The organism is Marinifilum sp. D737 (assembly GCF_026672275.1).
Taxonomy (GTDB): domain Bacteria; phylum Bacteroidota; class Bacteroidia; order Bacteroidales; family Marinifilaceae; genus Marinifilum.
Genome location: NZ_JANQCD010000011.1, coordinates 47,346 through 70,960 on the forward strand (window position 1 = coordinate 47,346; position 23,615 = coordinate 70,960).

The 23,615-nt window shown below is 34.0% G+C and carries 19 protein-coding genes; 4 read left to right on the forward strand and 15 right to left on the reverse strand.

Annotated elements, in window-relative coordinates:
- Nucleotide 1 precedes the first annotated feature (1 nt).
- From galE (NQ163_RS08585) to NQ163_RS08640, 12 genes are all read right to left on the reverse strand, one after another.
- Nucleotides 2–1,018, reverse strand: coding sequence for a UDP-glucose 4-epimerase GalE (gene galE / locus NQ163_RS08585; RefSeq protein WP_268189921.1), 1,017 nt, complete (start codon nt 1,016–1,018; stop codon nt 2–4).
- An 80-nt stretch (nt 1,019–1,098) separates the two neighbouring features.
- A complete protein-coding gene (locus NQ163_RS08590) occupies nt 1,099–2,760 on the reverse strand; it encodes a sodium/sugar symporter (RefSeq protein WP_120240956.1) in 1,662 nt (553 codons plus the stop codon).
- 87 nt (nt 2,761–2,847) lie between these two features.
- Nucleotides 2,848–3,894 carry a UDP-glucose--hexose-1-phosphate uridylyltransferase gene (locus tag NQ163_RS08595; protein WP_268189923.1) on the reverse strand — a complete coding sequence of 349 codons (1,047 nt, stop codon included), beginning with the start codon at nt 3,892–3,894 and terminating at the stop codon, nt 2,848–2,850.
- Between the two features lie 17 nt (nt 3,895–3,911).
- Nucleotides 3,912–5,075, reverse strand: coding sequence for a galactokinase (locus tag NQ163_RS08600; RefSeq protein ID WP_268189925.1), 1,164 nt, complete (start codon nt 5,073–5,075; stop codon nt 3,912–3,914).
- 126 nt (nt 5,076–5,201) lie between these two features.
- Complete coding sequence (locus NQ163_RS08605) at nt 5,202–6,215, reverse strand: GntR family transcriptional regulator (protein ID WP_268189926.1); 1,014 nt, start codon at nt 6,213–6,215, stop codon at nt 5,202–5,204.
- Nucleotides 6,216–6,304: 89 nt separating this feature from the next.
- Nucleotides 6,305–7,213, reverse strand: coding sequence for a substrate import-associated zinc metallohydrolase lipoprotein (locus NQ163_RS08610; RefSeq protein WP_268189927.1), 909 nt, complete (start codon nt 7,211–7,213; stop codon nt 6,305–6,307).
- 2 nt (nt 7,214–7,215) lie between these two features.
- Nucleotides 7,216–8,637, reverse strand: a complete 1,422-nt coding sequence (locus NQ163_RS08615; protein WP_268189928.1) for a RagB/SusD family nutrient uptake outer membrane protein — start codon at nt 8,635–8,637, stop codon at nt 7,216–7,218.
- A 21-nt stretch (nt 8,638–8,658) separates the two neighbouring features.
- Complete coding sequence (locus tag NQ163_RS08620; protein WP_268189929.1) at nt 8,659–12,288, reverse strand: SusC/RagA family TonB-linked outer membrane protein; 3,630 nt, start codon at nt 12,286–12,288, stop codon at nt 8,659–8,661.
- A gap of 121 nt (nt 12,289–12,409) precedes the next feature.
- On the reverse strand, nt 12,410–13,570 hold the full coding sequence (locus NQ163_RS08625; protein WP_268189930.1) for a FecR family protein: 1,161 nt from the start codon (nt 13,568–13,570) through the stop codon (nt 12,410–12,412).
- A gap of 96 nt (nt 13,571–13,666) precedes the next feature.
- Nucleotides 13,667–14,221 carry an RNA polymerase sigma-70 factor gene (locus NQ163_RS08630; RefSeq protein ID WP_268189931.1) on the reverse strand — a complete coding sequence of 185 codons (555 nt, stop codon included), beginning with the start codon at nt 14,219–14,221 and terminating at the stop codon, nt 13,667–13,669.
- Nucleotides 14,222–14,373: 152 nt separating this feature from the next.
- Nucleotides 14,374–15,546, reverse strand: a complete 1,173-nt coding sequence (locus NQ163_RS08635; protein WP_268189932.1) for an aminopeptidase C — start codon at nt 15,544–15,546, stop codon at nt 14,374–14,376.
- 30 nt (nt 15,547–15,576) lie between these two features.
- The gene (locus tag NQ163_RS08640) at nt 15,577–15,930 is read right to left on the reverse strand and encodes an MmcQ/YjbR family DNA-binding protein (protein WP_268189933.1); all 354 of its coding nucleotides are present in this window, start codon (nt 15,928–15,930) and stop codon (nt 15,577–15,579) included.
- A 432-nt stretch (nt 15,931–16,362) separates the two neighbouring features.
- On the opposite strand from NQ163_RS08640, the gene NQ163_RS08645 reads away from it, so the two are divergent.
- Complete coding sequence (locus NQ163_RS08645) at nt 16,363–16,764, forward strand: response regulator (protein WP_268189935.1); 402 nt, start codon at nt 16,363–16,365, stop codon at nt 16,762–16,764.
- On the opposite strand, the gene NQ163_RS08650 is transcribed toward NQ163_RS08645, so the two are convergent.
- Both NQ163_RS08650 and NQ163_RS08655 read right to left on the reverse strand, forming a co-directional pair.
- Nucleotides 16,761–17,126, reverse strand: a complete 366-nt coding sequence (locus tag NQ163_RS08650) for a YraN family protein (RefSeq protein WP_268189937.1) — start codon at nt 17,124–17,126, stop codon at nt 16,761–16,763. The two genes, NQ163_RS08645 and NQ163_RS08650, sit on opposite strands and share 4 nt — an antisense overlap.
- Nucleotides 17,127–17,133: 7 nt before the next feature.
- Nucleotides 17,134–18,042, reverse strand: coding sequence for a S66 peptidase family protein (locus NQ163_RS08655; RefSeq protein WP_268189938.1), 909 nt, complete (start codon nt 18,040–18,042; stop codon nt 17,134–17,136).
- A 193-nt stretch (nt 18,043–18,235) separates the two neighbouring features.
- Between NQ163_RS08655 and metG the strand changes: the two genes are divergently transcribed.
- Nucleotides 18,236–20,266 carry a methionine--tRNA ligase gene (gene metG / locus NQ163_RS08660; protein ID WP_120240969.1) on the forward strand — a complete coding sequence of 677 codons (2,031 nt, stop codon included), beginning with the start codon at nt 18,236–18,238 and terminating at the stop codon, nt 20,264–20,266.
- A 69-nt stretch (nt 20,267–20,335) separates the two neighbouring features.
- Here metG and NQ163_RS08665 read toward each other — a convergent pair whose 3' ends face one another.
- On the reverse strand, nt 20,336–21,283 hold the full coding sequence (locus NQ163_RS08665; protein ID WP_268189941.1) for an HU family DNA-binding protein: 948 nt from the start codon (nt 21,281–21,283) through the stop codon (nt 20,336–20,338).
- A gap of 174 nt (nt 21,284–21,457) precedes the next feature.
- Between NQ163_RS08665 and galE (NQ163_RS08670) the strand changes: the two genes are divergently transcribed.
- Both galE (NQ163_RS08670) and rfbB read left to right on the forward strand, forming a co-directional pair.
- Nucleotides 21,458–22,492 carry a UDP-glucose 4-epimerase GalE gene (galE, locus tag NQ163_RS08670; protein ID WP_268189942.1) on the forward strand — a complete coding sequence of 345 codons (1,035 nt, stop codon included), beginning with the start codon at nt 21,458–21,460 and terminating at the stop codon, nt 22,490–22,492.
- A gap of 23 nt (nt 22,493–22,515) precedes the next feature.
- A complete protein-coding gene (rfbB, locus tag NQ163_RS08675; protein WP_268189944.1) occupies nt 22,516–23,571 on the forward strand; it encodes a dTDP-glucose 4,6-dehydratase in 1,056 nt (351 codons plus the stop codon).
- The last annotated feature ends 44 nt before the right edge of the window (nt 23,572–23,615 follow it).

A 23,615-nucleotide genomic window follows, 5' to 3' on the forward strand; every position in this document is an offset into this window, starting at 1 on the left:
CTTACAAAGTTTTTTGCCAATTCCACGCCGAAAGCAAAGTTTCATCAAGACTTTTTTCCGATTGCCATCCCAACTCTCTATTAGAATATGAAGTATCTGCATAAATCTGCTCGATATCTCCAGCTCTTCTTCCAACTATTTTATGAGGAACTTTCTCCCCTGTTGATCTTTCGAATGATTCAATAATTTCCAATACTGAAACACCAGATCCTGTACCAACATTAAAATATTCGTAGTTCGAAGCATTTTTATCTTGTAGCAAACGTTCAATTGCAATAACATGTGCTTTTGCCAAATCTACTACGTTGATATAATCTCTAATGCAAGATCCGTCAGGCGTATTGTAATCATCTCCAAAAATACTAAGTTCTGGTCGAATGCCCGCCACTGTTTGTGTTAAGAAAGGAATAAGATTATTAGGAACACCCAATGGTAATTCTCCAATTTTAGAGCTTGGATGTGCTCCAATTGGATTGAAATATCTTAATGCAATTCCTTTTAATTCGGGATGAGCTTTTGTAGTGTCTCGAATAATATCTTCACAAATTGACTTTGTATTTCCATAAGGAGACTCAGCCTCTTTTCGTGGAGTCGATTCAGTTACGGGCAGTTTATCAGGCTGTCCATAAACTGTGCATGATGACGAGAAAACCAGGTTTGGAATATTGTGTTCCTTCATTGCTTCCAAAATATTCATCAAGGAATTAAGGTTATTGCGATAATACAGCAAAGGTTTTTCAACCGATTCGCCAACAGCTTTTGATGCTGCAAAGTGAATAATGGCATCAATTCCTCTATGCTTTTTAAAGAACTCATTGCATTCACTCTCAACACTTAAATCGATTTGCTCGAATAATGGACGAATGCCGGAAATAGCTTCGATTCCATCTAAAACTTCAATCTTAGAATTTGAGAGATTATCAGCAATTACAACTTCGAATCCACTATTTTGCAATTCTACAACAGTGTGAGAACCTATATAACCAGTTCCTCCAGTAACTAAAACCTTTTTTTTCATCCTTATAGTTTGATACTTCACAACAATGACACACTTCATTGAGCAAGTGTGTCATCGCAATATTTTGTTTTATTTTTTCTCTACCAGAAGATTGCGTACAAAGCAACCAATAAAATGCAAATGGTATAAGCAACAATATTAAATACCTTACCTGTTGCAAATGTTTTTCTGCTAATCTCTATACCTTTTTCATCATCAGCACCCTTATTCTGTAGGTGGCTAACCAAAATGATAACCAATGCTGAAAGAACTGCTGTATAACCCATTTGATCCATAAATGGAACATTAACAAATATAGATTCGAGACTTGTACCAGCTACCCATCCATTAGGAGCCACTTTAAAATACATGGCAATTGGAATAGATGCCAACACCCCTGCAATAGCACCTTTATTTGTTGATTTTTTCCAGAATAATCCCAACATAAATACGGCCAGGATACCCGGACTAACTACTCCTGTGTATTCCTGAATAAATTGAAAAGCTTGATCTAAACCTGCCAATTGGGGAGCAATACATCCTGCAATTAATAATGCAACTGCCGCAGAAATTCTACCAGTATTTACCGTTTGTTTATCACTTGCATTTGGATTAAAATATGGCTTGTAAATGTCCATTGTAAAAATGGTTGATGTAGAGTTTAGCATAGATGCTAATGAGGATACAATAGCTGCTGCCAATGCTGCAAACGCCACACCTTTTAAACCTGTTGGTAAAAATTGCAACAACCATGGATATGCTTTATCTGCAGATTCCATTGTTGGAATATTATTCTGAGCTGCATCTCCTAAAGATGTCATAATTGTTCCATCGTTCACCATTACATATGCAGCAATTCCAGGTATTACAACAATCAAAGGAATGATTAACTTCAAGAAACCGGCAAATACAATCCCTCTTTGAGATTCTTGCAATGACTTAGCTGCTAAAGTTCTTTGAATAATATACTGGTTGAAGCCCCAATAATAAAGGTTAGCAACCCACATTCCACCAACAATTACTCCAAGTCCCGGAAGGTTTTTATATTGATCGTGAGCTTTATCTAAAATCATATGGAAAGAATCTGGAGCAGCTTCGTAGATGTGCTTAAAACCAGCAAGTACACCTTCACCTCCTGAAACAGTATCTAATGCAAGATAAGTAGTTACCAATCCTCCTAAAATCAAGAAAACAACCTGAATTACATCTGTCCATGCAACTGCAGAAAGACCACCATAAAGCGAATAACTAGCTGCAAATAAGGCCAAACCTAATACTCCATAAATCATTGGAATTCCCATGATAGTTTCAAGCGCCAAAGCACCTAAATACAATACAGAGGTAAGATTTACAAATACATACAATGCAATCCAGAAAACAGCCAAAATGGTTTTAAGGTTTTTTGAATAACGTTTCTCTACAAATTCAGGAATCGTATACAATCCTTTCTCAATGAAAATTGGCAGAAAGTACTTACCTACAATAATTAAAGTTAAAGCAGCCATCCACTCATAAGAAGCAATTGCCAACCCAATTGCAAAACCAGATCCAGACATTCCTATGAATTGCTCTGCGGAAATATTTGCAGCGATTAATGAAGCCCCAATTGCCCACCAAGGCAAAGATTTTGAAGCTAAAAAATAATCATCTGCATTTTTTTGATGCCCTTCTTTATCACGCGACACCCATAAACCTACTCCAACGATTACAATACCGTAAACGATAAAAATCACATAATCGAGAAAAGAAAATGTATTAGCCATTGTATTTGATTTTAGTTGAGGTTAAAGTTTTTTGGAAGCTTTAGGCGAGTACAAATTTTCTCCCTAACATCCATACCAAACTGATTATTACCTCAATTTATAATGTGTTTTTGATAGTTCTCTTAATCTTTTCGCTGCACCTTCGGCAGTAATATCACGTTGTGGCGTACCCAGCATTTCGTATCCTACCATAAATTTCTTAACACTAGCCGAGCGTAACAAAGGTGGATAGAAATGCATGTGTAAATGCCACTCAGGATGTTCTTCTCCATCTGTTGGAGCTTGATGCAATCCTGCAGAATATGCAAACGACACCTCAAACAAGTTGTCGTACATAATCGTTAATTTCTTGTAAACATCAGCCAAATCTGTTTTTTCCTCATCAGTCAGTTGCAATAGATTCGACACCTCTCGTTTACTTATAATCATTGTTTCGAAAGGCCAAACTGCCCAAAACGGTACTAAAGCTACAAAAGAATTATTCTCAACCAAAATTCTTTCTTTTTTCTCAAGTTCCGATTTTAGATAATCAGACAACATGGTTCTTCCATACTTTTCGAAATAAGCCAATTGATTTTCAGATTCTTTTGAAGTCTCTAGAGGCACCAGTTTAGAAGCCCAAATTTGTCCGTGAGGATGTGGATTAGAGCATCCCATAATAGAACCTTTGTTCTCAAATATCTGCACATAGCCAATATCCTCTCTGTCTCCCAATTCCTTATATTCCTTGATCCAAAGATCAACTACCTTACGGATATTTTCTACTTTCATTTCAGGAACTGTAAGGCTATGGTTTGGACTAAAGCAAATTACTTTACAAATTCCGGATTCACTTTGGGCTTTAAACAAATCTCCATCTGAGAATTCTCCCTCAGGAGTATCTTGCAACAAAGCACTAAAATCATTCTGAAATGAATAAACGTCCTCATAGTTTGGATTCTTTTCTCCACCAACTCTTTCGTTAGTCGGGCACAAATAACATTGTGAATCATATTCAGGTCTTTTCTCCTCAACTACTTTTTCAACCTGACCTTGCCATGGTCTTTTCGACCTGTGAGGTGATACTAATATCCACTCCCCCGTTAATGGATTATATCTACGATGTGGATTTTCAATGTAATCAAATTTCGCCATCTGGAACATTTTCTTGATTATTCTATTCTTTTTCCTCCGTCACCGATTTCAGCGACATAAAATTCTCCAACAATACCTGTCTTCTCGGTATATTCCTTTCCTACTCTCTCAATAAACTCTTCAACATACTCATCTTTTACCAGGCTAACAGTTGATCCTCCAAAACCACCTCCTGTCATTCTGGAACCAATCGTTCCTTCAATCTTTCTTGCTGCTTCAACCATAGTATCCAATTCATGACCTGTTACCTCATAATCATCACGAAGTGAATCGTGAGAACCATTCATTAACTGACCAAACTCTTTTAGGTTTCCTTTTTTAAGTTCTACTACAGCTTTCTTTGTTCTTTCAATTTCGCTAACCACATGACGCGCTCTTCTTCTTATAACATTATCATCAATCAGCTTTTCTAATGAGTTGAATTCTGTCAGGCACAATTCACCTAAATTAGCAATCTTTCTGGAGGGGTTGATTGCCTCAACAGCTGCCTGACATTCAGCAACTCGTTCATTGTATTTTCCTTCATCTAAACTATGAGGACTATTGGTGTTTCCAATAACGATTTTAGCACCTTCTAAATTTACAGGCACTAATTCGTACTCAAGATTATCACAATTCAAATATATGGCATGGTCTTTCTGTCCCATTCCAGATGCAAATTGATCCATTATACCACACATTACACCAGCAAATTCATGCTCAGCTTTTTGGCTATATTTCACAATACTCAACTGATCTTTGCCAAAATTATATTCTTCGTTAATTGCTACCCCTGTAACTACCTCTAAAGAAGCCGAAGATGATAAACCTGCACCATTGGGCACGTTTCCCCAGAATAATAAATCTGCACCGCAATTAGGAAATTGCCCATCCTTTTTAAATTGAGCAATTACGCCAAGAACATAATTTGCCCAATTCCCTTTTCCTAATCGTTTAGTTATTTCCTCAAGTGATAACTTATAGAATTTATCCTGATTTAAAGATCTAAGTTGGATATAATCATTATCTGTTTTCCTTATCAAACAATAGGTTCCAAATGACAATGCACATGGAAAAACAAATCCTCCGTTGTAATCGGTATGTTCTCCAATTAAATTTACACGACCCGGAGAAAAATACACATGACAATCACCTTGTCCATATAATTTTTCAAACTCCGTTTTTAATTCTTCAACTTGCATATGACTATCTTACTGGTTGGTACTGGTAGGCAAATTTAGATCTTTTTTATACAAATGCAAAAAAAATTAAAAAATAAAAGCCCTAATTCATATGAATCAGAGCTTCACAACTTGTTTAATTATTTTCTATAAGGAGTTTCTTTTTATCAATTTAGATTGATTTTCTATCAAATCATTTTTAGAATTGATAACCATATCAGCCAATAACCTACCCATTTCTTTAAAATCTGTACTAATTGTGGTAATTCCATCGGCAACTACTTCTTTTAATGGCGTATCATTGTAAGAAATTATTCCTAAATCTGAACCAATTTTCAATTTCTCAGATTTAGCTTCTTTTACAAGAGTTACCAAATCATTATCACTAGGAACTATATAAACCTCGCCTTTTTCAATTTTATGATTTTCTAAAGATTCAATTACTTCAAGCTCCCATCTATCCTGATAACAACTTGCAAACTTTTTAAAGCCTTTCAATTGTCCTATTGGCTCTTTTCCACCCGGATAAACAAAATAGATTTTCTTATATTTTTCCAACAAATTTAGTCCTGATTCCAATGCAGAAAACACGTCCTTTTCAAAATTCTGATAAACAGCAGGGTAATGTTTTTTTAAGGCAGCATTAGTTTGATCAAGTATATAAACCTCATTTTTAGGCAAATACTGTAATATATTATACGCATCATTAAACTTTGCAGGCATAATTATATAAGAAGTATACTTGCCATTGTTATTATCGATTAATTCTTTAAAAACTTTACGATTAAAGTGATGGAAAAAAATATCAACATTTGCCTTATCACCTAAATTCTCAATAAAGGAATTATATAATATCTCTTTAAAAACATTAAACTCCTCAAAGAGTAGAAAAATATTCCTTTTAAATCGAGTTGAAGTACTTGCCAGGTAGTAACCTTTACCAGGAACAGAGGATATTACTCCTCGAATTTTTAATTCATTATATGCAACAAGAACGGTATCTCTGGATAAACCAAACTCATTACAAATTGCATTAATCGAAGGGATCTTATCCCCAACATTTACAAGTCCTTTATCAATAGATTGCAGTAAAGAGTTGATAAGTTGTTTGTATTTCGGAGTGCCCGAATCAGTAGTTACATTAAATATTTTAGAAGGCATCTTAAGTGTATTTATTTGCATATGTATCAATACAAAGGTAATAAATTCACAACTGATACGAACCAGTAGGGTAGATGAAAGATTCGATTTTAATTCTTATATGCAGTCATTCTACTTTGAATTGTATCTCTTAATACATCAATATTAATACTAAACTCTTCCGAATAATACTTTCTAATCAAATCCAGCTTCTGTCTTATTAATTCCTTTCCTTTGTTTAATTCAATACATGAATTAGGATCGGAAAAATCCTCACAATTCCAATCTTTTAGGTAGGTTGAATTAAAATATACCGTATCCTGAACTAAAAAGTGAGACGTTAATTGAGCAAAATCTTCAAATTGATTTTTCGTCCCGTAAGCACTCACCATCCCTCGCCTAATTGCATCTGATAATGATACACCATTTCTCCAACCTTCTCCAATATATCCTAGAGGTGAAATGCTATTGAACCCATTGGGTAATCCTTTCTTTTGATGAACAATATGGGAAAATTCATGATGCATTGTAATCAATTGATTTTCTAACCAAATTCGATCATCCAAATCAAAAGCATTTAAATTTATTAAAATTACCCTGGCACCATTTTCGGCATACCCCAACATTCTTTCCCCTTCGCTTTCATAAATATATGATCCTATGTATACCAACTCTTTAGGCATATATTCCTGTATAAATAATTTTGATTCTTCAGACAATACAAGAAAAGGTTTTACCCAAAGCTCATCTATCAATTTAGTAACTGGAATCACCAAATCTTCTTTAATCGGATCTGCTGTTTGATCTTTATTTAAAAACCGCTGATCCCACTCCCACCTTATTGCAGTTCCATATTTTTCAAGAATATTCTCCCTAATATAAACATCATTTGGATGATCAGACAGTTTTATATCAGGTACTTTATATTCGACATCCTCTGATTTATTGCAGGCTATAATTAATATTGCCATTACAATACCAACTAAAAAAAGTGCAATATTAAAGTTCGTGTATTTCATCACTATCTTGGGTTAGGCTTTAAGCCATTTACAATGGCAGATTGTGGTATTTGTATTGCTGTTCTTATATCATTTGGGATAAGTTGAAAAGTATTGCCCTGAATGTCTTTATGGGTAATCGAAAGTTCGAATCTTTTAATATCAAACCATCTCAATCCCTCATCTAAAAACTCTTTTCTTCTTTCATCCAATAAAAAAAGTTTCATAGCATTTTTTGTATCTGACAAAGAATAATGCTCTTTAATCTTATTCAGATCCAATTTACCACCCTCTATATATCTCTTAGCCGCAAGGATATGATAATCATGCAATGCATTTTCATACTCTCCTTGCATAATGTAACACTCCATTCTATTCAAAAGCACCTCTTCTCCTTTTAGTTCACTTTGAATAAAATAAGGAAATCCGGTATTAGAAGTTGTATAGCGGAACAGCTCATGGTATTTCGGAACAACAACAGCTCCAGTACTATAACTCCATCTTTGATCCCTAACATCTATTTCTTCTTGAACATTATTATTAAATAGTTCATTAAAAATCTTTTTGTCACTCCTGTAACCATAATTAGCTCTGGCATAGAACGATTCTTTTCGTATTGCAATTAAATTGGATTTTTCTTTTACATTGGAATTTTTAGCCGCCATTTCATCAAAAGTAGTCCCTTGATAAATTTTAAATAAATCCCTCACATAATCATTGGGATTATCATCGAGAATCAAATTACAATACTTTAAACTATTTGAATAATCTTTCTTATAAAGATAAAATCTAGCAGCAAATGCATAAGCTGCTTTTCTTGTGAAATGGTATTTTTTTGATCCAATAAAATAATCATCTTTTAGTAAAGAGAGTCCGGTAATTAAGTCTCTTTCGATTTTATCGTAAACCTGTTTAAGCGATCCTCTTGAGTAATTCTCAAACAGTTTATCCTCCACTACTTCGACATAAGGAATGCCAAGCTCATCTTCGGATGTTTCACCTCTGTAATGTTTTGAAAAAACATTCACGAGCAAAAAATGATTATAAGCTCTTGAAATTAGTGCTTCACCTCTCACTACAGATCTATGATCATCATCTCCTGAAACTTTATCAATAACAGCCAGTGCCTCATTACAATGAGCAATTGCATAATATGTATTTTCCCAAAAATAAGTGGTAGACTCCTGAGCTTCATAAGAATCCATTGAAATCCATTGAAAAGCTTCAGTCATATGATCTTTTTGGGTATTATCAGGAATAGCCGACACATTGTCCGTCATCCATTCAATAAAAAGATATGTGCTCTCATTATACGAATTAGCAACTAACTTGGCAATATCTTTAACTGTTTGCAACTCCTTTCTGTCATCTGGGTTTTCATCTAAATAAGAATCACAAGAAATCGAAAGTATAGTTATAAGTAATATGCCAAAAAGTCTGTTCATGAAAGAGCAATCAGTTTAAACTTAGAAGGCTAAGTTAACAGAAAAACTATAAGTTCTGGACATTGGAAGTGAAATTCCTCCTGATTGAAAAAACTCAGGATCAACTCCATTTAACTTTTTATCTGAATAAAGCAAGGCAATATTATAGGCTTGAAATTTTAAACTTGCCGAACTCAAATTCATTGAATTTAACCAAGATTTGGGCAATTGGTACACTATCCCAATATTTTTGAGCCTTACAAAACTGCCATCAGCAACACGAGCAGTACTTTTATTATAAAGTTGATATGGGTTTAATCCGCTATCATTTAATTCTTCAGATTTCCACCGTGTTAATATTACGGGTATATTCGTTTTATTCTCATCGCCAGCTTTTTTCCAACGATTCTTAAGCCCACCAGGTAGGCTTGAATAATCATCATAGTTGTCACTGAAAGCATCTTCAAGCCTGATTTTATTTCCAAATCGATAATTTAATCCTACTGATAAAGTCCAATTTTTGTAATTAAAAATATTCTCCAAACCTCCAAAACCAGTTGGTGTAGTTGGTCCTTCATATTTCAGATATTTTAAAATATCTATTCTCTTCTGTAAATTAAGCTTTTGAATGGTCTTACCATTTGGTCCAAAAAACTGAGGAACTCCATTACCATCTAAGCCTGCAAATGGGATAGAAAATAAACTGTTGGAAGAGTAAGCTTTAAAATTTGTTCCCAATGACTGAATGGCATCTGCAATTCTAGGTTCATCAAAGTATTTGGTAATTTTATCCTTGGCATAACAATAGGTAAATCGTGTATCCCAATTGAAGTTTTTAGTTTTTATATTTTGAGAACTAATTGTAAATTCAATTCCATTAATTTTCATTTCACCAACATTCCCGTATTTCTTTCTTATGCCTCCAATCCCACTTGTTGTAACAAAACCAAGTAAATCTTTTGATCTTCTTCTGAAATGCTCTATATCAGTATAAAATCTTCCATTTAATATTTCTAACTCTATCCCTAAATTAAATTCATATAATTTTTCCCAGGTAAGATTTTTATTGGCCAGCTCATCTATATATAAAACATCTTCTCCATCCTCATCATTCGGCCTCAATGGTTCTCCTGACTTTAAAATTAGGGAGGGGCTCGCTCCAATTCCATTATCTCCAGACAATCCATAAGTTGCCTTTAACTTTAAGCGATCCACAAAACCAATTGACTTCATAAAATTCTCACCATGAACATTCCAAGCCCCACTAACATTCCATGTAGGCAGATACCTTGAATCACTATTTTTCCCTTGTCGATTATCTCCATCGAACCTAAAAGTAGAGTTCAAAATATATTTCCCTTTGTAAGAATATGCTCCAGTTAAAAATACTCCTGCAAACCTGTACTTTTCTTTTCTTCTGTAATAATCTGTTTGATCACGAAATTTTAGGTATTTTACAACCATTGGATCGGTAATACTAATCCCTCCCTTATCGTACAAATGCCCCCAAATCTCATTATGAGTCTCCTTTCTATTTGTATATCTTATTTCTTGTCCGAACAACAGATTGACAATATGGTCCTGGTCTGATTTTAAATTCCAATCAACAATATTTCTGATAAAATAACCTGTTAATGAATTTTTAGTGGTGTTATAAAACCCTCCCTGATTTAAAACCGAATACGGCTCTTTTTCCGGATGATCTGGATCATCAAAAAGAAAATTATTTCTATTTACAAACAAGGGGGCATCAGCTCTATATGCTTCTGCATGATTTGATGTTTCATGAATCTTTTGCTCACGTAAGGTATTTACCCAGCGTCCCTGAAAAGTAGATCTAAATCTCAATTTAGAAGAAATTGCAAACTGCACCTCCCCCTGAAATAAAATATCCTCCACATCTACATTCACATAATTGTGATCCAACTCATACAAAATATTGAAAGGGGCATAATTCCTTCTAAAATACTCTAAATTGCCATTCTCATTATAAGGCCTAATACTTCTACTGGTATATAGTGCATAGTTATAAGGGTTGACATCAAAATTACGCTCATAAAGCCCATCAATTGGTTCAAATTTTCTATCCTGCGATCCTGGCAATTTTTGATCTCTAATATTGCCCGATACTTTAAATCCCAATTTCAGTCGCTTCGAAACATCAAAATCCCCTTTTACCAATGCAGTATAGTTCTTAACCTCATCCGCTAAAGTTTGTCCTTCATCATTATAAAATCCGATAGAGGTATAAAACTTTGATTTATCTGATCCTCCAGCAATACTAAAAGAATGTTGTTGTGATAAGGAATTTCGAAATAAAACATCAAACCAGTCAGTATTCGAATTGGCATATTTTGATAAGAACTGATAATTCAATCCTCCATCTGGCCCCCAATTTACATTATGGTTTGCAATTTCATAAAACATTTTGCTCATGGCCCCATGGTTTGCTGCTGAAGCCGCTTTGGCAATATCAATCCAACCTTTATCATACAGTTCTTCATAAACTTCCATTTCTTCATTAGAAGATAATATGTCGAATTGTGAATAATTAGGCTTTTGTCTTACAGTTGCACTTCCGGAATAGGAAACTTTTAAATTTCCTGTTTTCCCTTTTTTGGTGGTAATTACAATTACTCCATTCATTGCTTTTGCACCATACAATGCGGTAGCCGAAGCATCTTTCAGTATCTGAAACGATTCAATATCATCAGGATTTAAACCTACAACACCAGAACTCAAAACCGTAGAAAGATTGCCAGAAGTTAAGTCATTATTGGTCAATTCTATAATATCTTCCTGAACCACACCATCAACCACCCAAAGAGGTTTGTTACTACCATTAATTGAGGCTTTGCCTCTAATTCTAACAATGGGAGATATCCCAAAAGTTCCGGAAATATTATCTACCTGAACTCCGGAAATATGCCCCTGTAGAGATCGGCTAACATCTGCAATTCCACTTAATGCAATATCAATTTGATTTAATTTACTGGCCGATCCTGTAAATAAATTTCTGTCTATTTTCTGAAAACCTGTAGTAACCAATACTTCTCGAAGTCTTTCATCAGAAGGAAACAACTCTACGTTGATTTTTTCCAAATCACCAACACTTACCTCCCTGGTTTTCATTCCTATAAACGAAAACACCAATACAATATCAGGATCGTTAGCTGTAATAAGGGAGTAATTACCATCAATATCAGTCGATGTACCAAAATAAGTTCCTTTTATCAGAACAGATACACCAGGTAACATTATTCCATTATTATCGGTAACATGCCCATAAAGTTTTTTTACTTTTTTACTCGATTCATGAAATTTGGAATCAGCATTTTTTGCTTTGGGATCAGGCTTAATTATAATTACCTTATCACGGATTTCATATGTCAAACCAGATCCGATTAGACATTCTTGTAGAATTTCCCTTGCAGTTTTAGGAATACCAGCAAGATTAATATTGCGAATTTTCTTAATATCATCAACATTATACAAAAATGTATAACTTGTTTTTTCTTTGATCTTGGACATTACCTCAATCAAACTAGCACCTTTCATTCGCAACTCTAACCTTTCCTCTTGTGGAAATGCTTTAGATTTTAATCCAAAACACACAAATAGAAAGAAGAAAAACAGGAGTCTTTTTGCAAAAAACTCTTTTCTTTTCTGCATAAACCTCTAATTCCGATTTTTTTTAATATTTTTGAGTTGTGATTTGGTTAGTATTACACTTCTAGCGATAGTAGTGTTTATTGGCTTTAACCGAGATTTGTAGCAGCAAATCTCGGTTTTTTTACACTTCTTCAACCCAAAGGGTTCTATCCTTAATTGTGAATTTCACTTTTTGTGTAACCTCAATCAACTCTAATATTTCATCGATATTATCGTATCTAGTCAGATCTCCTGAAAATTTTAATTTTTTAACAGATTCGTTTAAAAAGGACACGTCAACATCATACCACCTTGAAAGTCTTATCATTATATCTTCCAAACTCTCATTTTCAAAAACAAATCTACCATCTTTCCAAGCAGTATAAATTTTCGTATCAACTACCTGTTTTAATGTTTTCCCAGTCAATTTATTAAAACGAAATTGTTCATTTGGTAACAACTTTACCTTATTTCCAAACAAAGTATCACTAACTTCAACTTTACCTTCAACTAAAGTGGTTACAATCTCATTTAAATCAGAATAGGCATTAACATTAAATGATGTACCAAGCACTTTAACCTGAGCTTTATTTACATTGACAACAAATGGATGGACAGAATCTTTAGCCACTTCAAAGAAGGCTTCCCCTTTAAGCTCAACTTTTCTTATCCCCGATCCAAATTCTGATGGAAACCGTAGTTTCGTATTGGAATTAAGCCATATTCTGGTTCCATCCATTAGTGTCAACTTATATTCCCCCCCTTTGGGAATAATAATTGTATTATAGGTTAATTGTGATTTGGTAATATTTGATTTTTTCTGATAAATTAATTCCTGAGTTTTATTTGAGATAAATACATCACCTTCTTTAATTATAACTTCTTCATCCAGCTGATATCTTTCACCATCACTGGTTATCAATATAGCTTGCTGTTTTCCTGGATTTATAACATTTGAAACCTTATTATCCAGTAAATTTGAAAAAAAGAGTGTAGAACCTATTGCCAGAATAAATATTGCAGCAATTCTCAGAAAATTTATATTTAACTTTCTAAGCTTATCTTTTTTAATTTTAGCCTGAATTTTATCCCAATTCGCTCTTTTATTGGAATGTTCTAGTTTTGATGCTCTTTCCAAATATTGCTTTTCGGGATCCATAGAAAGCTTTTGGAATAGAATCAAATTATCTTCATTAGCTTGCTTCCATCCCTCCAGGTACTGAAATTCCTCATCAGTTAATCGATCCTCCAACCGTTTAACGATTAAATCAGCAATTTTAAATCCTGAATTTAAATCCTTCATCTTCATTTTGCATTTACATGTACTATAACAGTTTCTCTCAAAAAAAGGGTGACAAACATTTTAAATTTTGTCACCTTTGTGGTTCTTCGATATTTTTCACAAAAACATCAACATCGTAAATAAATCTTTTAGATTCTCTTTCAAGAACTTACTAGCTCTTTGTTTTTGAGTTTTCACTGTATTTATAGAAATATTCAAATCTTCCGCAATTTCTGCGTTTTTAAGCCCTTTTAAACTCAATAAGTAAATAGCTCGAGCCGATTCTGGAAGTTTTCCTACTGTATCTGCAATAATTCGGTTCACTTCCTCTTCAATAACATTGTTTAAAAAGTAATCGTCACTCAAAACATCAGTCTTTGCCTGAGCTTCATAATTTCTTTCTACTTTCTGATGATCGAGATAGTTTAAACATGAATTACGTACAGTTTTATACAGAAAGGCTTTTAATGGTGCTTCATGATAAAAGGAAGATTTCTTTTCCCAAACCTTTATAAAACTCTCTTGTACCAAATCTTCAACAACCTCACAATTAGTCACATATTTTTGACCAAATAAAAACAATGCTTCATAATACTTATCGTACAAATTCTTAAAAGCAGATTGACTTCCACTCCTGAATTTTTCGATGGATATGTTGGCTGTTGTTGGCATAGGCTCTATTTACAAATGGACAGACAATATTATAAAATAATTTCAGATTTCAATAATTGTATATTTTAGATTAGATAAATCAATTAAATAGCACGTTATACAATGAAAAAAGGGTGTCTAAAACAGACACCCTTTTAACGATATGACATCTTTTACAAGTTTAATTTTTTCTTTAAATGTTTTGGTAAAGCATCTTTATGCACCATAATGGCAACTGTTTTCAATTTAACGTATGCTTCACTCATGTTCAAGTATCCGCCAAATTTATTACTATCATCGGCCCAAGAATTTTTTGTCTTATAATAAAGCGTTCCATTTTGATCCTTTACGATACCAGTTAAATGCATCAAATGATCATCAGTTGTCTGGAAATTATCAAAAGTTTTCTGACGCAACTCTTGCGTTACTTTAGGCTCATTGGTGTTTCCTTTAGGCTTTTCTGTTTTATTCTCAACTCCATCTTCCCATTTTGCTATTTCAGAATTACTCATATCTGTTTCTTTAACAGCAGGCAAAACAGCATATCCTTTTCTATGTGAAAATCCTTTTTCACTCACATCACCATCCCAACAAACAGAATACCCATTCTCTATGGCGTGATTCATAACTTCCATCAAATCATCTATTGGCACATTATAATATAAATCATCCGACCAATTATCTGGAATCTCAAGATTAATTTTTGAATAAAAAGGATGGTGATTGTAGGATGTAAGCTCTACATAATCCGAAGCGTTAAATCCAACTTCTTTGGCAAATGCTTGCGGAGTATACTCTTTTCCATTAAACTCGAAAGACTCAGGTAGTTTTCCCATATATGTATCCAAAACCCCATTTACTGTTGCAAACCAAACCGGTGTTATTTTTTTATTAGGGTTTTTTACGATCTCATCCAACATTGCTTTTGTAGATTTCACCATTTCTTTATGAATGTGAAAGTCTCCTTCATATTGATTGCCTGAATAGATTGATTCCGGAACAAACCCATGAGTTTTTACAACATTAATTACATCATGAGCTTGTCCACCCTCACTAAAATTACCTTTTCCATGCAATCTAAAATATCGCTTAGCTTTTTTTGAATAAGCTTCACGTACAATATACATTTCAGATAAATCCAATTCGGGAGCTCCCATTCTTAACAATTCCGTTTCAATAAACGAAGTAGTTGCAAAGCTCCAACAAGTACCTGTACTTTGTTGGTTTTTAACTGGTGTAGTTTTTACTTCTGTAACAGTAGTAAATTTCTTTTCATTCTGTTGTTCCTGCGCGCTTACCATATGCAAACTGCTCATCAACAACAGAGTAAGGAATAATTTGTTCATTTATTTGTGTTTAAGTTTAAAGGTATATTTTTACAAATCTTCTAATTCTAACTGTTTCTTTTTTGGCATTTTTTCAACAACCAATTTATACGATTTATCAATCCACTCTTTTAATAAATTATCCGATACACTACCATCAATCTTCACGGTATTCCAATACCTCTTATTCATATGGTATCCTGGTAGAACTGCAGCATATCTTTCTCTTAATTCAATTGCCAGATCTTCTTCACACTTCACATTCATACTCAGTTCATTATTGATATTCGTAAGCAAGAACATCTTATCTAAAACCTTAAATACCAAAGTTTCTTCATCAAAAGGGAAACTCTCAGTGACTGCTTTTTTCGACAGACAATACAGTCTTAATTCTTCAATATTCATGATTTAATCGTTTATTAAAATCTTAGCAAATTAAGATTCAAATATAAATAGTTTTAAAGATATCTTTGATTGTAAGTGAAAATTATAATGGCAAAATTCGCCCTATTAATTAGTCACTAACTTTCCAAATCGGAAAATATTTATTCCAATTCCTTCAATTTTGATAAAACATTAACATTTAGATACAAAGAAATGATATTTGTTTATCAACATAAAACAAAGCTCCACTCAAACTCTTTTTCTACCTATATTATGATTCACAAACTTTTGTTTAAGAATTCATATACCAAAGCACAAAACCTCCCAATTTCCTGAGTTTTACCACATACCATTCCAATTACGAATAAGAGCTCTTAAAATGATTTTTTTTTAACTAGTCTTGATTTCGTATATTTATAGCAGCAAAAACGCTTTTTAAAAGTAGATTTAGTTATGAATAAAGTTAGCTACACTCAAAAATATAACTGGAAGGACAAACGAATCCTCATTGTTGAAGATGAGGAAATTAACAACATGTTCTTTGATGCTGCATTAAGCAGAACCGAATCTGAATTGCTTTGGGCCAAAAACGGCAAAGAGGCTGTCGACATTGTAGATGTTACCGAGGATGTTGATGTAATATTAATGGATATTCGCTTGCCAATAATGGATGGTTGTGAAGCAACCAGAAGAATTAAAAAACGTCATAGCGAAATTCCTATTATTGCTCAAACTGCTTATGCATTGGAAGGTGATCGTGAACGAATTTTAGATGCTGGTTGTGATGACTATCTTGCTAAACCAATTCGTTTTGAAGAATTACTAGCTACAATCGATAAATATCTTGCTGACTAATCTACTGGCGCAATAAATGCATCTTCGATGTGTTCTATTACGTACTTCTCTCCCTTTTTAATTACGCTAACAACATCAAATCTTACTTCTTGTTTAATTTCTTTTAAATCTACATATGCCTGTGTAGCTTTTACCAGAAGTTTAATTTTTTTTAAAGTAATTGCATCAGCCGGATGTTCAAAATAATCTGTTGATCGGGATTTTACTTCAACAACAACCAAAAAGTCGTCTTTTAAGGCAACAACATCTAGCTCTTTTTTTTGATAAATCCAATTCCTATTCAAGATCTGGTAACCTAATCCAATCAGGTATTTTACAGCCAAATCTTCTCCTAATTTACCTAATTCGTTGTGCTTTGCCATTGTTGAATTATCGTTTGTCCCAATTAAAACTAACCTCCTTCTCGTCTACCGATATTTTTACATACCTTCCCAAAGGCAGTGTCCAATTATCATTAATATGACCAGCTGGAAAATTATAAACAACAGGGTAAGTATAGCTTTCCACAGCTTCATTAATGATTTCATAAGCGGATTTTCCAAATTTAGGATCTCCTTCTTTCATACCACTAAAACCACCAACCACAAGAGCTTGAAGTTCAGACAACTTTCCACCCATTCTTAAATTATACATCATTCTATCTAAATGATATAACTCTTCGCCAACATCCTCTATGAATAAAACTTTACCATGAGTTTCAAAATCCATATTAGTACCACGCAAGCTATACAAAATAGATAGATTACCTCCAATTAATTCACCTTCAGCAATCCCTAAACGATTCAATTCATGAGCTTGAATGTTATAATCCACAAACCTTCCCATTATCGCACCAAACAATGTTTCAACCGATTTTCCCGTTTGATCATCTGTAAAATTAATGGGCATTACTGAATGTAAACTTTCAACTTCCAAAATATTATTAAGATAGCTATGAAATACAGTTATATCGCTATATCCTATAATCCATTTAGGCTTGCGAAGAAACAAATCAAAATCTATATGCTCCAATATTCGCACACTACCATATCCTCCTCTGCCACAAAGAATTGCTTTTATCTCCGGATCATCCAGCATTTGCTGAAAATCTTTTAACCTATTCAAATCCCTACCTGCAAATTGATGATACTCATCAAATACATGCTTACCCAAAACCACCTTTAGGCCCAAACGTTCAAGCATGTCAACTGCAATTCCCACTTTTTCTGGTTCTATCTTTCCTGCTGGTGAAATGATCCCAATTTTATCTCCTTTTTCTAAAGCAGTAGGCTGATACATATTTATTTAGTTTTTATTGTAAACTGTGTTCAAATTAAGAATAAAATACAAAGCAAGAACAATATTTTTGATAATTCTATCTTATCTTTGCCAACGATTTGCTAAATAAGGTGCTAATCAACAAAAAAAGTAACCAAAATAATAGTTGGGACAGATATTATAATTTCTGTTCCATGTGTAAAAAATATCTCAAATGAAGAAATTTAACAGAACTCTTGTAACTACAGCTCTTCCATATGCCAATGGTCCTGTTCATATTGGACACCTGGCAGGTGTATATGTTCCAGCCGATATCTATGTAAGATACCTAAGGATGAAAGGCGAGGATGTTCTTTTAATTGGAGGTTCCGATGAGCATGGTGTACCTATCACTATTAAGGCTCAAAAAGAAGGAATTACTCCTCAAGATGTTGTTGATAAGTATCACAATATCATTAAAGATTCATTCGAGAAATTTGGTATTTCTTTCGATGTTTACTCAAGAACAAGTAACAAAGTTCATCATGAAACGGCTTCTGAATTCTTTAAAACTTTGCATGAAAAAGGTGAGTTTATTGAGAAAACCAGCGAGCAATATTACGATGCAGAAGCAAATCAATTTCTAGCTGATCGTTATATAACCGGAACTTGCCCTCATTGTAAAAGTGAAGGAGCGTATGGAGATCAGTGTGAAAGCTGTGGAACATCATTAAATGCAACTGATCTGATCGATCCCAGATCATCAATCACAGGAAATAAGCCTGAATTAAAAGAAACAAAGCACTGGTATTTGCCACTTGACAAATATGAGCCATATTTAAAACAGTGGATTCTTGAAGAACACAAAGAATGGAAACCAAATGTGTATGGTCAGTGTAAATCATGGTTGGACAATGGACTTCATCCACGTGCTGTTACGCGTGATTTGAACTGGGGTGTTCCTGTTCCTGTGGATGGAGGTGAAGGAAAAGTACTATATGTATGGTTCGATGCTCCTATCGGATATATTTCAGCAACCAAAGAACATACTCCTGATTGGGAAAAATATTGGAAAGCTGAAGATTCTAAAATGGTTCATTTCATTGGAAAAGACAATATTGTTTTCCATTGTATCATTTTTCCATCAATGCTAAAAGCCGAAGGTTCATACATTCTTCCAGAAAATGTTCCTTCTAACGAATTCTTGAATTTAGAAGGAGATAAAATCTCTACATCAAGAAACTGGGCAGTTTGGTTGCACGAATACCTTGAAGAATTTCCAGAAAAGCAAGATGTATTGCGTTATGTACTTACAGCCAATGCGCCTGAAACTAAGGACAATGACTTTACCTGGAAAGATTACCAGGCAAGAAATAACAATGAGTTGGTTGCAATTCTTGGAAACTTCGTGAACCGAGCATTGGTACTAACACACAAATATTTCGATGGAAAAGTTCCTGCTGCTGGCGAACTAAATGATTTCGATAAAGAAACATTAGCTGAAATTCCAACCATTAAAGCACAAGTAGAGAAAAATCTTGAAACTTACCATTTCCGTGAAGCTTTAAAAGAAGCAATGAATTTGGCTCGTTTAGGAAATAAATATCTGGCAGATACAGAGCCTTGGAAAGTGATAAAAACAGATGAAGAAAGAGTTAAGACAATCATGAACATTTGTCTTCAGATCTCTACAAACCTTTCTACTTTAATGGAACCATTCTTGCCATTTACTGTTAACAAATTAAGAGAGTTCTTAAACATTGAACCTCTAGCTTGGGAGAATATTGGTGAAAATGTAATTGAAGTTGGTCATCAAATTAACAAGGCTTCCTTATTGTTTGAAAAAATTGAAGATACAACCATTCAAGCTCAGGTTGATAAATTATTAGCAACCAAAGCTGCAAACGAAGCTGCAAACAAACCAGTTGCTCCAGCAAAAGAAAACATCAATTTTGATGATTTCATGAAAATGGATGTTAGAGTTGGTACCATTACTGAAGCTGAAAAAGTTGCAAAGACTAAGAAACTATTAAAGTTAACTGTTGATACAGGTATTGATCAACGCACTGTAGTTTCTGGTATTGCAGAACATTATAAGCCAGAAGAAATTATTGGCAAACAGGTAAGCATCTTGGTTAACCTTGAGCCTAAAAAACTAAAAGGAATAGAATCGCAAGGAATGATTCTAATGGCTGAAGATGCTGATGGAAAACTATCATTTGTTTCTCCTGATCAAACAGTAAAACCAGGTTCTGAAATTAGATAAGAAACAGCATATAAACAGAAAAGCGCTTCCCAAAAGGAAGCGCTTTTTTTATATCGATAATTTTATTTCTTATTGTTTCAACACCCAATATGATGATTTTGGATTAGCTGCAATTGCCTTTTTCTTAAATTGGTCTACCGCTTTTCTGGTATTGAATTGATTGATTGCAACAGAAAACAAATTTTTATTTTTAATGATCATTGCAGGATAAGATTTAGAAATTAACTCTTCTTGCAAAATCTTAGCGTTTTCAACAGTTGTAAAACTGCCAGCAATCAAATAAAATTTCCCTTTACTAGTTTTTGAAATCTTAGCAGGAACTTTATTTTTTTCAATTTTCGGTTCAAACTTCACCAACTCTTCTGGTGGAGAAATTTGAGGTTTTAATTGTACATGATTCTCTGTTAAAGAATTTTTATCTCCTGTAAATCCCATCGAGGCCGAATCTAACACAGAATTACGCTCCGAATTCAAAGGAAGTAAAGCTACCGCTAACAAAACTGCAGCAGCGGCAGAAACATACCAAATTCTTTTTGTGGTAAAAAATCCTTTTACCTGATGATCAACAATTGAAGGAATTCTTTCTTCTACTGGCTTATGTAGTTTTGTAAGTTCAAATTCTTCCAATCCCAAACTATCAACCAAATAATTCAGGTTTGCCACTGGTTCAAATTGCAAATTATGCTTTCTGTCCTTACAAAAGGAACCGATACCATCGATCACAACTTTTTCTCCACGCTGAATTTTCACTCGAATGTCTTCTACAAAAAACATAACAGCCTTCTCAGCTTCAGCATAACTTAAATTCTCCAAGTCTGCCAAATGATTTATCAAAAGACCATCGTTTTGTGTTAGATTACGATTGAATCCCAAATCTTTCGATGGAGGAAAAACCATTTGTTGATTTTCATCGATTCTGGCAGAACGATAATTCGCTACAAACCCACCAAAACCAGGTAAAATCACACAATCGTGCACAAACAATAAATCTTGTATGTATTTTGATATCTCATGCATAATAGACAAATATAATTAAAAATAAATGTCACTCAAATGGATAATTTACGTATAAGAACCAATCAATTAAAAATCAACATATTCCATGTTTAATTTTTAATTAATTCAATTACTCAAACCTTTCGCAAAAAAGTACTTAATTTTACTTATTAAATAGATAGACGAATAATAATTATGAAAAAACAAATTTTAGTTGCAGGTGGTGCAGGATATATTGGATCTCACACTACAGTTGAATTACAAAACAGCGGATTCGAAGTTATTATTGCTGATAATCTCTCAAATTCAAAAATTGAAGTTTTGGATGGAATCGAAGCCATAACAGGAGTTCGCCCAATCTTCGAAAAAATCGACCTTAGTAAAGAAGATCAAACTGCTGAGTTTTTCAAAAAGTATCCAAACTTATCTGCTATAATACATTTTGCCGCCAATAAAGCTGTAGGCGAATCAGTTGCAAAACCATTAATGTATTATCGCAACAACTTAAATTCGTTGATGAATATTTTAGAAGCCATGAAGGAACACAATATTCCAAACTTGGTTTTTTCGTCATCTTGTACGGTTTACGGTCAACCAGATAACCTTCCTGTAACAGAAGCTACACCGCGAAAAGAAGCTGAATCTCCATATGGAAATACAAAATCAATAAGCGAAGATATCATTCGCGATACAGTTAAAGCTCATTCAAACCTAAAAGGAATTGCGTTAAGATATTTCAACCCAATTGGTGCTCACCCAAGTTCTAAAATTGGTGAATTGCCATTGGGAGTTCCAAACAACTTAATTCCTTTCCTCACACAAACTGTAGCTGGCATCCGCCCTGAGCTTAGTGTATTTGGAAATGATTACAATACGCCTGACGGTTCATGCATTAGAGATTACATCAATGTAGTAGATTTGGCGAAAGCACATGTTATCGCAATTGAACGTTTGTTGCTAGATCAAAACGCTTCGAACTACGAATATTTTAATGTTGGTACCGGAGAAGGCGTTTCCGTTCTTGAAATTATTGAAGGTTTTGAAAGGGCAACAGGAGAAAAAGTACCGCATAAAATTGTGGACAGAAGACCTGGTGATGTTGAGCAAATTTATGCCGATACATCTTTCGCAAATAAAACATTGGGTTGGAAATCGGAAAGTACGCTTGATGACACACTACTTTCTGCATGGAATTGGCAAGTAAACATCATGGCACAAGAAGAAAAATAAACTATATACTTATATTTATACCCATGAAAAAGAAAATATTAATAACAGGTGGGGCAGGTTTCATTGGTTCTCATGTTATTCGTTTATTTGTAAACAAATATCCTGAATATCAAATCGTAAACCTGGATGCACTAACCTATGCCGGCAATCTCGAAAACCTTAAGGATATTGATTCAAAACCAAATTACACCTTTGTAAAAGGCGATATTACCAATTTGGAATTTGTAACTGAGTTGTTCAAGGATTTTCAATTCGATGGAGTTTTACATTTGGCGGCAGAATCTCATGTCGATCGTTCCATTTCTGATCCTTTGGCATTTATTACTACCAACATTGTTGGAACAGTTAACCTTCTAAATGCTGCAAAAGAGGTTTGGAAAGATAATATGGAGGAGAAGAGATTCTATCACATCTCAACCGATGAAGTTTATGGTTCATTAGGTGAAACTGGTAAGTTTTTGGAAACGACTCCATACGATCCAAGAAGTCCATACTCTGCATCAAAAGCCAGCTCTGATCATTTGGTGAGAGCATATTTCCATACATACAATATGCCTGTAGTTCTATCAAATTGTTCGAATAACTACGGGGCAAATCAATTTCCTGAAAAATTGATTCCTTTGGTAATCAACAACATTAAAAACGCTAAGCCTCTTCCGATTTATGGCAAAGGCGAAAATGTTAGAGACTGGTTATTTGTGGAGGATCATGCCTTGGCAATTGACATGATTTATCACAAAGGAAAAACTGGAGAAACTTACAATATTGGAGGAAACAACGAGTGGACAAATATTGATTTGGTAAGAAAGCTTTGCGATATCATGGACAAGAAATTAAACCAGGAAATCGGGACTTCTCAAAAGCTAATTACCTTCGTAAAAGATCGTGCCGGCCATGATTTGCGCTATGCAATTGATGCTACCAAAATTAAAAATGAATTGGGCTGGGAACCTAGCATTCAATTCGAAGAAGGTTTTGAACAAACCATCGACTGGTATCTTGAAAATACAAATTGGTTGGAAAATATTCTTTCCGGAGATTACGAAAAGTACTACGAACAACAGTACGATAAAAGATAAAAACAAAGAGCGATGCCAATTGACATCGCTCTTTTTATATCTGA